Below are 13291 nucleotides of genomic sequence, written 5' to 3'. Positions count from 1 at the left end.
CCGGCTTGCTATTCCTGCGGTTCCACAAGCGGTTTGAGGCGCTGCCAGCGGGCCTCTTCGCAGGAGTCGACGCGGGTCACCTCGGTGTCGATGGCCACCCCGTTCCAGACGCCGCTGATCACAGCGGTCTCCGGGCCGTAGACGGTGTCGGCGCAGATCGCTCCCGGGGCGACCTCTTCAAAAGGTCCTGCCTTGTCGTCCTCTTCACTGTTGGCGGCGAGCTGGGCGCAGGCCTCCGGGTCGGTGAGGGGGTCCCCGGAGCAGTGGAGCTGCTGCTCGTAGATCTCCTCGCCGTCGTCCACCCGGACTTCCAGGGTCGCCACGGGCGGTTCCGGAAGCTCGGAAAGCCCGCTCATCGTCTGGGCGGCCGCTTCGGTCCGGATCCCGGACTCCGCGGCGAAGGATGCTCCCACCACGGCGGTGTAGACGACCGCTCCACCCAGACAGAGCGAGCCGAGTACCGCGGTGCCGACTGTTGTGAGGGAGTTTCCACGAACGCCCAGCTTGGACATGGCCATCCTCTTAGAAGTCGAGCGATTCGATGACTGCGGTGAGCCCCAGGACCGCAGCCGTTTCGTCTCGCGACCCCCACCGCTGCTGGATCGGCGGGGCGGGTCATGGCGCCCCCGTACCCTTCCCCGTCCGTGCGCATCCAGCGCGAACCCCAGAAATCACCTGGCGCGAGCGGTTCGTCATCCTAGCCCGCCTTGCGTACGGCGGCACCCCTGCCGTCTCCTCACCGTAGCCCGAAAACCAGAGTTCCGGCTACGGACAGTGGGCGGCCTGTGGAAGAGGCCGACGGCGGTGTTCCGCCGCGCGGCAACGGGATTCATATCCTGGCCAGAAGAGATCCTCTGCGCTCACTTCCCGTCTCGGCCGAGATCAAGGTCACAGCGAGCACGGATCGTGCTGTTTCTCCCGTCTCCCTCTCCCCAATAATCACACTTTGGCAACATTCTCGGCGCTTGCTTGCATGTCTCTGAAAAGCAACGAATTAGTTACGGATACCCGAAAACGGGTGCAAACTACCGGGATTCACGGACTTTTCCTCCCTTGTGCAACATCACTGCACCCCACTTCCCCTTTGCCCCCATCGTCACCTTGAGTACCGTTCCTCCTTAAACCTGTTGGTAACAAACCCCGTGAGGTCACCTTGGGACGCCATCGCGGAAGCAACGCAGACGACTACGCCCTCGATTCTCGCCGCCGCGCGAACCGGCGGCGGCGTCGCCGCGGCACCGGGCGTGCCCTCGCCGCGTTCGCCGCGGCACTCGCTCTCCTCATCGGCCTCGGGGTCACCGGCTACTTCGTGCTGGACGGCCGTTTCGGCTGCACCAGCTCCTCCCGTTCCCTCCACGTCGCCGCGGCTCCAGAGATCGCCCCGGTCCTCACCCGGCTAGCCGAAGACTTCAACGCCAGCGACACCGCTAAAGACCGGTGCGTCACCGTGGAAGTCCGCGGCGCCGACTCGGCCGACGTCGCCTACAGCATCACCGGCGCCGGACCGACCATGGGCGGCACCGACTCCCAGGTGTGGATTCCCGACTCCACCCTGTGGGTCAAAACCGTGCAACGCGACGCGGGAGACGACGACACCATCGTCAGCACCGGCACATCCGTGGCCCGCTCTCCCCTCGTCCTCGTGACCACCAAGGATGCCGTCAGCGACGCCGAATCCGAGGACGCACCGCTGTCCTGGAGCGACCTGGTCCCCACCGAGGCGATCTCCAGCCAGGAGACGGCTCCCTACCAGGTCCACGTGATCGACCCGGTCCACAGCTCCGCCGGGCTCGCCACGCTCGCGCTCGTCAGCAACATGGTCAACCGCGAGGAAGGCGCCCAGACCCGGTTCATCGCCGCCCTGCAGAACCTGCAGAAATCGATCGCCCCCGATGAGGAAGCCGCCTTCACCCTGCTCAGCGAAGCCGCTGACGGGGAAAGCGCAGCGCCCCTGCTGGTCCTCAGCGAACAGGCCGCCTGGCGCCACAGCACCCGCACCGGCTCCACGGTCTACGTCATCTACCCCGAGGACGGCACCTACACCCTGGACTACCCCTACGTGCTGCGCACCAACGACCCCGAAGTGCAACTGGCCGCAGAAGACTTCCGCGCCTTCCTCACCAGCAGGACCGCTCAGGAAGTCATCCGCGCTGACGGATTCCGCTCCGCGGACGACTCCATCGACCCCGCTGTCCTCACCGAGGAGCACGGTTTCCGCCCCGAACACCCCGGTGAACTCCCTGCCCCCGGCGAACAAGCCGCCAAATCCCTCATCCAAGCCTGGAACCAGCTCAAACTCGGCACCCGCCTGCTCACCGTGATCGACATCTCCGGTTCCATGGCCGAACTCGTGCCCGGCACCGGACTCACCCGGATGCAGGTCACCACCATGGCCGCCACGCAAGGCCTCACCTTGTTCCCCGGCAACGCCGAAGTGGGCCTGTGGGAGTTCTCCGTCGACCTTGACGAAGGCCGCGACTACCGGGAACTCGTCCCCATCCGCCCGCTGGACGCCGACGTCAACGGCGCCACCCAGCACGAAACGCTGACCGCGGCCCTCGCCCAGTTGGCCCCCAAGCCCGACGGGGACACCGGACTGTACGACACGATCCTGGCCGCCTACCAGGAGCTGACGGAGACCTACGCACCGGACCGCGTCAACACCCTGCTGGTCCTCACCGACGGCAACAACGACGACTACGACAGCATCACCCTGGAAGAACTCCTGAAAGAACTGGGCGAGGCCTACCAGCCGGACCGTCCGGTGAGCATCATCGCCATCTCCTTCGGCCCCGACGTGGACCCCGAACCCCTTGAGCGGATCGCCGAAGTCACCCGCGGCGCCGCCTACACCACAGAGGACCCCACGGAGATCGGCGAGATCTTCCTCAGTGCCTTCGCGCTCCGCATCTCCGGCACCTCGGCCGACGAAGAGGAAGAGTAAACCTGCCGCATTCCCGTATCCGTCCGGTCACTTTCAGCAATTGAAGGTGACCGGACGGATAGACCCTGCTGTCCGGGGAGATACCTTTTCTGGACTTGTCGCACGTATTCGCATACGCAGTGATGTGGTGTGGAATACGTGGACTCACTGAGAGGCGGCCGCCATGGCCAACGCTTGGATGCCCGCAGCAGGACGAGTGACCAGCAGCTTCCGCGGAGGACGCCCCGGAGGCGGCGCACCGCGTGCCGTGTGGTGCGTGAACGAATCCGACCCCGGCCAGTGCTCCGCATCCACAGCCGCACACGACCTTGAGAAAGCCGGCCGTGCCGCGCACTTGGTGTGGAACCCGGTGAACGGCGACGTCGTGCAGCTCCTTCCCGCCACTATGGCCGCGACAGGCCAGCTCACTCCCGACAACCGGATCGACCGGGCCGCGGAAGGACGCGTCTGCATCGTCATCCAGGTCGTCGCCCGCTCCACAACACCGTTCACTGACGGACCGCTCAACGGTCTCGACGCCATCCTCACGTGGCTGGACTCTTGGGGGATTCCCCGGTTCTGGCCGGCGGGCCCTCCCCACCCCGGCACACCCCCCAACCCCGCAGTCCAGGAACACTGGTGGGCCCTCGGCGGACATTTCGGGCACTCCCAGGTTCCCGGCGCCACAGCCGAATGTCCGGGGGCGATCGACGTGAAGCGGCTGCGCGGCGACTGGCTGCCCAGCCCGCGCCACGAACACCCGCAACTGTCACCCGCCGGGCTTCCCCGCCCCTAAGCAGCAGCGTGCCCCGCCTTCGTGTGCTGATCGGACGTTTTCCCGTCTCGCGAGGAGCGGGGCCTTGTGGTCCCGTCAGGGGCGAAGAGCCCTTAGTCTGTCGCCCATGGGTGGATCGATCGAGCCAGGCTGGTACGCAGACCCTGAAGGGGCTCCGGGCCAGCTCCGTTGGTGGAACGGCAGTGAGTGGACACACCACGTCCGCCCGCTGTCCGAGTTCACCTCAGAACAGCACGCCGCCGAAGAATCGGCGGCTACTCAACACACGACCGGGGCGGACCAAGGGGCCTCGTCTGAAGAGACCATTGATCTGAGCGGCGGCGGCCCATCACCCGTTGACGCCACCGTGCGCCTCGACCCCGCGGCCGCCCCCTCCCCGGACAACGACCCCACCGCCGACCTCACCCCGAACTCTCCTGCGGGTGACAGCGCGGACCAGACCACTGTCAACCTCGGGGACTCCCCCGCAGACCAGGCCACCATCAACCTCGGCAACACCCCAAGCCAGGCCGACGCCACGATGCGCCTCGACCCGGCAACGTCCCCCAGCCCTGAACCTGACGCCGACCAGGCCACCATCAACCTCGGGAGCTCCCCCGCAGACCAGGCCACCATCAACCTCGGGGACTCCCCCGCAGACCAGGCCACCATCAACCTCGGCAACACCCCAAGCCAGGCCGACGCCACGATGCGCCTCGACCCCGAGGAAGCGGATGATGCACCCAAGACCGCTGTCCTCGGCTCGGATAACATCCCCAAGACCGCTGTCCTCGGACCTGTAGATGCGCCCAAGACCGCGGTGCTCAACCCGGACGACCCGGCGCTGGCCCAGGAAGCGGTAGGGGACGGCGCTGAGGAGAAAGGCAGCAAGTTCAACAAGCTTCTCGGCAACCTGAAGGAAGGCATCCAGGAGTACCGCGCCGAGCTCGCCGAGGAGCGCAAGAAACGCCAAGAGGAACAGCGCCGCAAGGCAGAAGAGGAGGCCAAGCGGCGTGCCGAGCGAGCTGCCCAGGAAGCGGAAGAGCAGAAGAAGCGGGCAGCAGAAGCGCAACGGCACGCAGGGCAGGCCCAGTGGCCCCCGGTCCCTCCCGGGCCAGGGGCTCCTCCCACTCCCGCTGAGGGTTCCGGGGCCGGCTCAGGCCGTACCCCGTCGGGGGCACACCCCAGCCACTCTCCCTCTGGACCGAATCCCGGTTATGCCCCGTCTGGCCCGAACCCGGGCTACGCTCCTTCCGGGCCGAATCCCGGCTATCCGCCGGCCCAGCCCTCTCCCTACCCCGCTTCACCGCAGCAGTACCCCTACGCGCCGTCCACCGGCGCCCAGCACGGAGCAAGGGCTTACCCGCAGTCTCCCCCGGCCCCGCCCCCAGCACCCCCCGGCAAGGGCACCCCGCCGCGGAACGCTCCCAACCCTCCGGCGGTCTCCCCCAGCCAACCGCAGCGCCCTCCCTTGGCCCCCTACGCCCGCGGCACCTCGCCGACCGCGGGGGCACCGGGCACGCCTGGACGGCCTCCGCTTCCAGGGCAGCCCTCGTGGGGCCCCGGCCAGGGCAGCCCCTACCCGGCCCCTCCCCCTGCCCCGCAGAAAAAGAAGGGCGGCTGCTGCGGCTGCGGGTGCATCACCCTCATCCTCATCGTGCTGGTCAGCGGAATCTGCACCTACCTGTGGTTGCAAGAGAACCCGTTGATGGTCGCGATCTTCGGTCCGCCAAGCCTGGTAGGCCTGTGACCCGCGTCCCCGTCCGCGCTTTCCGGTCATACGGGAGCGCGGACGGGCAGTCACACCCGTCATCTGAACACTGGGGAAAAGTTCTAAGCTGTCTCTTATGAACGACAGCCTGGTGTGGATCGACTGTGAGATGACAGGTCTCGATCTGAAGAAAGACGCGTTGATCGAAGTGGCCTGCCTCATCACAGACGGCGAACTCAACCAGCTCGATGAAGGCATCAATGTAGTGATCAAACCGCCGCAGGAAGCCTTGGATCAGATGGGCGAGTTCGTCACCCAGATGCACACCACATCCGGGCTGTTGGCGGAACTCGAGAACGGGGTGACTCTGGCCGAGGCCGAGCAGCTCGTCTTGGACCACATCCGGCGCTACATCCCCGAGCCGAAAAAGGTCCCGCTGTGCGGGAACTCCATTGCGACCGACCGCGCTTTCCTCGCCCGGGACATGCCCCGCGTCGATGAGCACCTGCACTACCGCATGGTGGACGTCTCCAGCGTCAAAGAACTGCTGCGCCGCTGGTATCCCCGGGTGTACTTCGCCAGCCCGGAAAAGCACGGCGGCCACCGGGCGCTGGCCGACATCACCGAAAGCATCCGGGAACTGCGTTACTTCCGCGCGGCCGCGTTCGTGCCCCCGCCTGGACCGGACAGTGCCACGGCCAAGGCCATCGCCGCTGACATCATCGCTGGCGGCAACGGGTTCAACGTGAGTGTGGGAACCCCCACGGAACAGGAGTGAGCAGAGTACTCCAAAAACCAGGTAGTATTCTGCTGAACGCAGATGCCGACCACAGTTCGGCACCGCGCCCATGGTGGGTGTAGCTCAGCTGGCAGAGCACCTGGTTGTGGTCCAGGTTGTCGCGGGTTCAAATCCCGTCACTCACCCTGATCACGCACAAGGCCCGGACTTTCCGCGGAAAGTCCGGGCCTTGTGCGTATCCCCCTTTTTTCCGCTGTCTCAGGCACTGCACTGCCCCGGGCTTTCAGGACTGGGTCCTCCAGCCCGTGCAGCACGCTGCACGGCCCCGTGTCCGCCACATGCGGGCAGCAGCGTCTTTCGGGGCATCGCCAGGACTAGGCGGCTCGGGCCCTGTGCGGCCAGGCGGTCCCTTCCAGTGGCGGAGTGTGCCGCACGTCGGCAAAGGCGTGCCCAGCCGGGAGGCAGCCAGCGTCGGCTTCGCCGTGAGATCTGCTGGTGGCGCGCGCCGTGGTTCCCCCGCGCTCATCCCCGACCAGGCTGTTCGTAGCTCCTCTCGCCTGCTGTTTTCCGGGTACCGTCGCGACCTGGACCAAAGTGTCCGAAGAGGGCCGGTTATCCCCAAGCCTCATTCCAGGACTTGCTTTTTCTCGGTCGCATAACGCACGGTAGAGCTTGGTGTGAATAACGGTTCTTAATCGAATCAGCCTCGGGAGACTGATCCCGCTTCGTTACGATAGTCCCGCGGGGCGTTCGACCACCCCAATACCGACGGCACCCGTAACCACGCGCCTCATTCTCTTGGAGCTTGTACCTTGTCCAGCGGCCGTTCGAGGTCCACAAGCGTCGTAGCCCTGCTCGCCGACATACCGAGCACGGGTCATCTCGGTAATGCTCGAGCGCAACGTTTCTCCCTGGACGGCGACGATCTCGCCACCCAAACCGGCGAATTCCTCGATTTCGCCTTCCACCACGTCAACCAGGGCAGAAAAGTCGTTGCGCTCTACCCGCGCTGGCGCAGCGGCCGCGCCGAACGCGCGATCAGGTTCGCCCGAGGCGCGCTACGCACCGACCACATCGCCGCGGTCCCCTTGGACGTCTCCCCGCTCGCGCTGTCGCTCCTCGCTGACCAACTGGCCTACCTCGCCCCCTACCTGCCTTCCGGGCTCATTGCGGAACTAGGCGACACCCTCGCCGCCCACGTTCTCGCCGGAGGCTGGCTGCGCAGCGTAGCTAATCTCTCGACTATTCCCATCACTGTCAAACAGCACATGGGGTCCTTTGCTCCAGGAGTGGTCTTCCTAGCCTTCTGCGCCCCCGTCAAACGCGTAGGCCGCGTCAAGAAGGCCAACCCCGAGCAGAATATTCCGTTCCGGCCGCTCAACCCGACGCAAATCCTTGTTTCCGCAGGAAGGGACGCTGACCGAACCGCGTTTGAGCAGCAGTTCCTTCCCGTGATCGGTGCGACAGCAGTCCACGAAATGCCAGAACAGCCGCTCGGCCCCACCTATTGGGGTACCACGAAATACGTGGAATTCGTGGTTTTCAGCGCCCACCAGGACGCGTTGACGCACCCGGTGCGGACCCTGCGCTCTACCGCCTGCGGCTGGTGCCGGGAACGAGTCGTCAGCTCCTACTGCCGATTCTGCGGCGCGGTCAACCGGACCCCGGCGCGACGGCCCACCGCCGCACCCCATGCCCACATGCGTCCGCAGACACCGCCGCCGGCACCCGCCGGCCCACGGATTCCCGGCCCGCCCCCTCCGACCGGTCCGCACCTCCCCGGCCCCGGGACAGGCCACCACGCCCCGATCGGGCCCCCTACTGGACCGAGCCCACCGGTCCGCCCGGAAACCACCGGCCGCCATCCCCACTCCGCACCGCCGACTCCCCCGTCCCCCGGCTCACTTCCCGAGTACCGTCCGGCGCGGTGACGCGCCTGCGACCACTCCTGCCCTCCTGCCCACACCGACTGGCCAGAACTAGAAACGGAGCGTCATGAACCCCCGTCAACGACGCGGCGTTCTGCTCATGATCGTCGCCGCATTCGGCGCGATCGCCGTGTTCCTCACGATCGTCTCGTACGTCAACACGCTCAACCGGGAACTCGGCACCTACCGGACGGTTCTTCGGCTCACCCAGGACGTCGACCCCTACCAGCCGATCACCGAAGACATGGTCGAACCCTACGAGGTTCCCGCCAAATTCTTCGACGAAGACCTCTTCCTGTCCGACCTGGCCAGCGCAGACGAGGCCCTCAGCCAGCCCGGCAGTGAACCCGTCTCCGCCACCTTCCTGCATGCCGGCACACTACTGCAGAAAAGCATGGTGATCCCAGCGCCCGCCCTGGAGAACGGAGAGCGCGAAATCGCGATCATGATCAACGCGGAGACCGGTGTGGCCGGCAAGGTGTCCCGCCAGTCCCGCGTCGACGTCTACGCCTCCTTCCAAGCCAACGAACAGTCCCCCGCCTGCGCTATCCGAGTGCTGACCAACGTGGAAGTCCTCGACGTCGGTGACATCGGCTCCCAGATCGACGCGCAGACCGGCGGAACCAACACGGTCGTCCCTGTCACGTTCCGGTTGACCCCCCAGCAAGCCCTGCAGCTCACCTACGCGGAATCCTTCGCCTCCAAGGTCCGGCTGGCTCTGGTCAGCGCACGCGGAGCGGGCACTCCAGGAGACATGGAGTTCTGCTCTGACGACCAGCTCGCTGCCCTCGAACAGCAGCGCAACGACGACGAGCAGAACCCCACCGGCCCGGCTGGCAACTAATAGCGCGCACCACCCAGCCCCGACCGCTCCAGAGGTGAGAACGGATGAACGCCTACCAGGTCATGATCGGTGTTCCCAGCGACGACCTGGAGAACGCCCTTCTCGCACGGCTCGCGGAGATCAGCGACATTGAAGTGGTGAGCGTCTACCGCTCCTCCCACGACATCACGGACGCGCTCACCCACTTCCCCTCACTCGACGTCGTCCTGATCCACGAGGACCTCGGTCCCCTGCCGGTGCTCGACCTCATCCGTGACATCTCCCGCAACCGTCCCCAACTCGCGGTCATCCTCGTCTCCGACGAGATGTCCCCCGACCTCTTCACCAGCGCGGTCGAGGCGGGGGCGCGCGGCCTGCTGCACAGCGACGCCACAATCGAAGAACTCGAAACCCGTGTCTCCAGCGCAGCCGAATGGTCCCGGACCCTGCGCCGCCACCTGGAAGCAGCGTCCCTGGACCTTCCTATCGGGGGGCGGCGCGGCCGGATCATCAGCCTGACCGGCGCCAAAGGCGGGGTGGGCACCACCACGACAGCGATCCACCTCGCCCGGATCGCGGCCAGGAACGGCCAGGCGGTCTGCCTCGTCGACCTCGACCTCCAGTCCGGCGACATCCCCGGCTACTACGACCTCAAACACCGTCGCAGCATCGTCGACCTCGTTGACGCCGCCGACGACATCAGCGCCGCGATGCTCGCCGAAACCGTCTACGTGCACCCCGACGGCCCCCACATCCTGCTCGCCCCCGTCCACGGCGAAAACGGGGAAGACGTCACCGCGCACGCCGCCCGGCAGATCCTCGGCGCCCTGCGATCCCGCTACGACATGGTGATCGTGGACTGCGGCTCCGCTGTCGACGACGCCACCGCGGTGGCCGTGGAACTGTCCGACACCGCGCTCATCCTCATCACTCCCGACCTTCCGGCCCTCCGCGCCGCGCAGCGGCTCATCGCGATGTGGGAACGGCTCCAAGTCCGCGACCCCAAGAACGTGACTTCGCTGCTCGTCCGGCACAGCCGTAAAAACGAGATCCAACCCGAGTTCGCTCGCAAACTGCTGCGCGCTCCCATGCTGCGCACAGTCATCCCCGCCGCCTACCGGGCTTTGGAAGAAGCGTCCAACACCGGCGACCCTTCCCGACTCACTGACGAGAGCCTGCTCAAAGCGTTCGGGAAGATCGCCAGAGAACTGGGCCTCCTGGAATCCGCTGAAGAGTCCGCTGCGGAGCCTCCCACCGGGGTCACGAGCACCGCGGATGCCGCCGAAGCGATGCTGGCCCGCAGCCGTCAATTCCACGGCCGCAGCGACACCGGCGCCTCCATGGTGGAATTCGCCGCGCTCATCCCGCTTCTCGGTCTCGCGTTCCTGCTCACCTGGCAGCTCGTGCTGATCGGTCTGACGGGAATGTACGCCGCGCACGCGGCCAACGAAGGCGCCCGCCAAGCAGCGATCACCCCGGACGACCCGGAGCTGATCCTGGAGGAGGCCACGCGGCGGGTGCGTTCCCCCTGGGACGAGGAGGGAACTTTCCATCTCGAGCGGATCACCGTGGAAGGCCGGGAATATGTCGAAGTGACGATCGCTATGCCGATGGTCCTGCCCGGGCTGGACAGCCCGTGGGAGATCAGCAGCCGTTCCATGGTCTTTCCGGAAAGGTGACCCCGGTGCTCCTGCCCTCCCGTTTCCGCCGCCCCCGCCGTGACGACCGCGGCTCCCAGCTCGTGGAGTTCGCCGTCTACCTGCCGCTGTTCCTCTTGGTGGCGACCGTAGTGTTCGAAGTGTTCGCCCTGTTCGTTGCCGTGGAGCAGGCGGAGAACGCGGCGCGGATCGGCGCCCGGGCGGTAGAACGCACCGGGCCGATCAGCGGGGCAACGGAAGCCCGGCAGGCGCTCCCCGACTGGATGGACGACGCCAAGATCCGCACCGGCCGCACCGACGACCGCGGTGTCTACGCCGAAGTGGAGTTCAGCATCCCCGTGGTCTTCCCCATCGGGGGTCTCGAATACACCGTGGTCCGCCGCGTGGACATGGCTTTCTAACGTTCCCGCACCGCCCGTTCTGCACAGGTACGACTCATGGCTCTGAAAGACCGGCTCAACGAAGGCCGCCTCTCCGCCCAGCACTCGGACCGGGGCAGCGTCGCCCACTGGCGAAAACGTCTGCTCTCCGAGATCAACCTCGACGACCTGGCCATGCTCAGCATGGAGCAGCGCCGCATCCGCTTGGAGAAGGTCGTCGGGCACCTGCTCTCCCGGGAAGGCCCTGTGCTCTCCGACCGGGAGCGCGCCAACATGATCCGCCGGGTCGTGGACGAGGCCCTGGGGCTCGGAGTGCTCGAACCGTTGCTCGCCGACGAGAGCATCACCGAGATCATGGTCAACGGCCCGGACAACATCTTCATAGAACGCAACGGCCGGGTCCAGCGGATCGAGACCACATTCGCCAGCGAAGAACAGCTCTACCAGACCATCGACCGCATCGTTTCCACGGTCAACCGCCGTGTCGACGAATCCAGCCCTATGGTTGACGCACGCCTCCCCACCGGGGAACGCGTCAACGTGATCATTCCGCCGCTGTCGCTGTCGGGGCCGATCGTCACCATCCGTCGCTTCCCCAAGCCGTTCACCATTGAACAGCTCATCTCTATGGGCAGCCTTGACGAAGCGACCGGCATCCTGCTGGCCTCCATGATCCGCGCCCGGTTCAACGTGATCATCTCGGGGGGTACCGGCACCGGAAAAACCACGTTCCTCAACGCACTCTCCGCGTTCGTGCCCTCCCACGAACGCATCATCACCATCGAAGACTCCGCGGAACTCCAGCTCCAGCAGGAGCACGTGCTGCGCCTCGAAGCACGTCCCCCCAACATCGAAGGCCAAGGAGCCGTCACCATCCGCGACCTCGTCCGCAACTCGCTGCGTATGCGACCGGACCGCATCATCGTCGGCGAGGTCCGCGGCGCGGAAACCCTCGACATGCTGCAGGCGATGAACACCGGTCACGACGGGTCCCTAGCCACCGTGCACGCCAACTCCGCGGACGACGCCGTGCACCGCCTCCTGACCCTGGCGTCCATGAGCGAAGTCAAGATCCCCTTCGAGGCGTTGCGCGACCAGATCAACGCGGCCATCGACGTGATCGTGCACCTGTCCCGCTACCCGGACGGCTCACGGCGGGTCGCCGAAGTGTCGGTGGTGGCCTCCCGAAGGCACGAGGAATTCCGGTTGGAACCGCTCCTGAGATTCCACGCGGACCGCTACGAAGCCCAGCGCCGAGTCACCGGAGAATTCCACCACTTCCCGCTGCCCCGGCACATCGCCGAACGGCTCTACACCGCTGGGGAAAGCATCCCGGCCACCTTCGGGATCCGCCGCCCCGCCGACCACGGCTCCCCCTTCTCCGGAGGCGCACTGTGAACCACTATCCCCTGCTCATCCTGCTCATCACGATCATCACGCTGGTCATCGCGGTGTGGGGTGTCGTCGTCTTCCTGGACGGGGTGGCGCAGCGCCGCATGCTGGCAGCACGCAGCGTGCTCGCCGAAGTGGAGCGGCGCGCCAACAGCCCGATGGCCCGCCTCGACGTTCGGCTGCGCCGCACCGAGCTGGGCCGCCAGATCCGAACCCGCCTGGACCGGGCAGGCGTGCAGATGAAGGTCTCCTCCTTCGCCCTGCTGGTGGCGGCCTGCGCTGTCGCCGCGATCGTCATCGTCTGGCACGTCCTCGCTCCGCTTTTGGGCTTGTGTGCCGCCGCCCTCGTGGGCTACCTGTTCCTCGCCTATCTCAACCGGCAGGAAGAGAAACGCCGGGAAGCGTTCACCGCGCAGCTTCCCGAACTCGCCCGGGTGCTGTCCAACGCCACCCAAGCGGGTCTCGCGCTCCCCACCGCGATCGACATGGCTGCCGACGAACTCGCCGACCCGGCCGGAGCAGAGCTACGGCACGTCGCGGAATCGATCAAAGTCGGCCAACCCTTTGAAGAAGCCCTCAACGATTTGAGGAAGCGCATGCCGTCCCGGGAGATCGGGGTGCTGATCTCCACTTTGCTGGTGTCGGCTCGGTCCGGTGGTGCTCTCGTCACTGCGCTCCGCAACATCTCCGAAACCCTGGAGAACCGCAAGGAGACCCGGCGCGAGGTCCGCACCATCCTCAGCGAGACCACCAGCACAGCGTGGACGCTGCTCCTCATGGGCGTGGGCTCGCTGTTCCTGCTCAACGCGCTCATGCCCGGCACTGTCGCCCGAATGACGGAAAGCTTCGCCGGCCTCGTTGTCCTGGGGGCCGCCCTGACCCTCTTCACCATCGGGTTCGTAGTGATCCGCCGCATGTCCCGTATCGACTTCTAAGCTCGCCCCCACCCACACACGGAGCCC

11 protein-coding genes and 1 tRNA gene are annotated in these 13291 nt (G+C 66.4%); 11 read left to right on the top strand and 1 reads right to left on the bottom strand.

Annotated elements, in window-relative coordinates:
- Positions 1 to 8: 8 nt before the first annotated feature.
- The gene (locus CW348_RS13605; RefSeq protein WP_011292688.1) at positions 9 to 512 is read right to left on the bottom strand and encodes a hypothetical protein; all 504 of its coding nucleotides are present in this window, start codon (positions 510 to 512) and stop codon (positions 9 to 11) included.
- A gap of 641 nt (positions 513 to 1153) precedes the next feature.
- Between CW348_RS13605 and CW348_RS13600 the strand changes: the two genes are divergently transcribed.
- The 11 genes from CW348_RS13600 to CW348_RS13550 all read left to right on the top strand — a co-directional run bounded on the left by CW348_RS13600 (position 1154) and on the right by CW348_RS13550 (position 13264).
- A complete protein-coding gene (locus CW348_RS13600) occupies positions 1154 to 2944 on the top strand; it encodes a VWA domain-containing protein (RefSeq protein ID WP_287463948.1) in 1791 nt (596 codons plus the stop codon).
- 256 nt (positions 2945 to 3200) lie between these two features.
- Entirely contained in the window at positions 3201 to 3719 is a 519-nt protein-coding gene (locus tag CW348_RS13595; protein ID WP_227480912.1) for a hypothetical protein, read from the top strand.
- A 106-nt stretch (positions 3720 to 3825) separates the two neighbouring features.
- Positions 3826 to 5448, top strand: a complete 1623-nt coding sequence (locus CW348_RS13590; protein ID WP_104612618.1) for a DUF2510 domain-containing protein — start codon at positions 3826 to 3828, stop codon at positions 5446 to 5448.
- A 97-nt stretch (positions 5449 to 5545) separates the two neighbouring features.
- Complete coding sequence (gene orn / locus CW348_RS13585) at positions 5546 to 6187, top strand: oligoribonuclease (protein WP_011292692.1); 642 nt, start codon at positions 5546 to 5548, stop codon at positions 6185 to 6187.
- 73 nt (positions 6188 to 6260) lie between these two features.
- Positions 6261 to 6333: transfer RNA gene (locus CW348_RS13580), tRNA-His, on the top strand.
- Between the two features lie 627 nt (positions 6334 to 6960).
- Positions 6961 to 8079 carry a hypothetical protein gene (locus CW348_RS13575; protein WP_104612619.1) on the top strand — a complete coding sequence of 373 codons (1119 nt, stop codon included), beginning with the start codon at positions 6961 to 6963 and terminating at the stop codon, positions 8077 to 8079.
- A 64-nt stretch (positions 8080 to 8143) separates the two neighbouring features.
- Complete coding sequence (gene cpaB / locus CW348_RS13570; RefSeq protein WP_011292694.1) at positions 8144 to 8920, top strand: Flp pilus assembly protein CpaB; 777 nt, start codon at positions 8144 to 8146, stop codon at positions 8918 to 8920.
- A gap of 44 nt (positions 8921 to 8964) precedes the next feature.
- On the top strand, positions 8965 to 10578 hold the full coding sequence (locus CW348_RS13565) for an AAA family ATPase (protein WP_011292695.1): 1614 nt from the start codon (positions 8965 to 8967) through the stop codon (positions 10576 to 10578).
- A gap of 5 nt (positions 10579 to 10583) precedes the next feature.
- Positions 10584 to 10958 carry a TadE family protein gene (locus tag CW348_RS13560; protein ID WP_016189054.1) on the top strand — a complete coding sequence of 125 codons (375 nt, stop codon included), beginning with the start codon at positions 10584 to 10586 and terminating at the stop codon, positions 10956 to 10958.
- Positions 10959 to 10994: 36 nt separating this feature from the next.
- Positions 10995 to 12335, top strand: a complete 1341-nt coding sequence (locus tag CW348_RS13555) for a CpaF family protein (RefSeq protein ID WP_011292697.1) — start codon at positions 10995 to 10997, stop codon at positions 12333 to 12335.
- Entirely contained in the window at positions 12332 to 13264 is a 933-nt protein-coding gene (locus tag CW348_RS13550; RefSeq protein WP_011292698.1) for a type II secretion system F family protein, read from the top strand. The genes CW348_RS13555 and CW348_RS13550 overlap by 4 nt, the downstream gene beginning before the upstream one ends.
- The last annotated feature ends 27 nt before the right edge of the window (positions 13265 to 13291 follow it).

It is taken from the genome of Thermobifida sp. (genome assembly GCF_017577275.1).
In the GTDB taxonomy this organism is placed as follows: domain Bacteria; phylum Actinomycetota; class Actinomycetes; order Streptosporangiales; family Streptosporangiaceae; genus Thermobifida; species Thermobifida fusca.
Note: the sequence above shows the minus strand (reverse complement) of the source record. Positions and strands in the feature narration are given on the sequence as shown.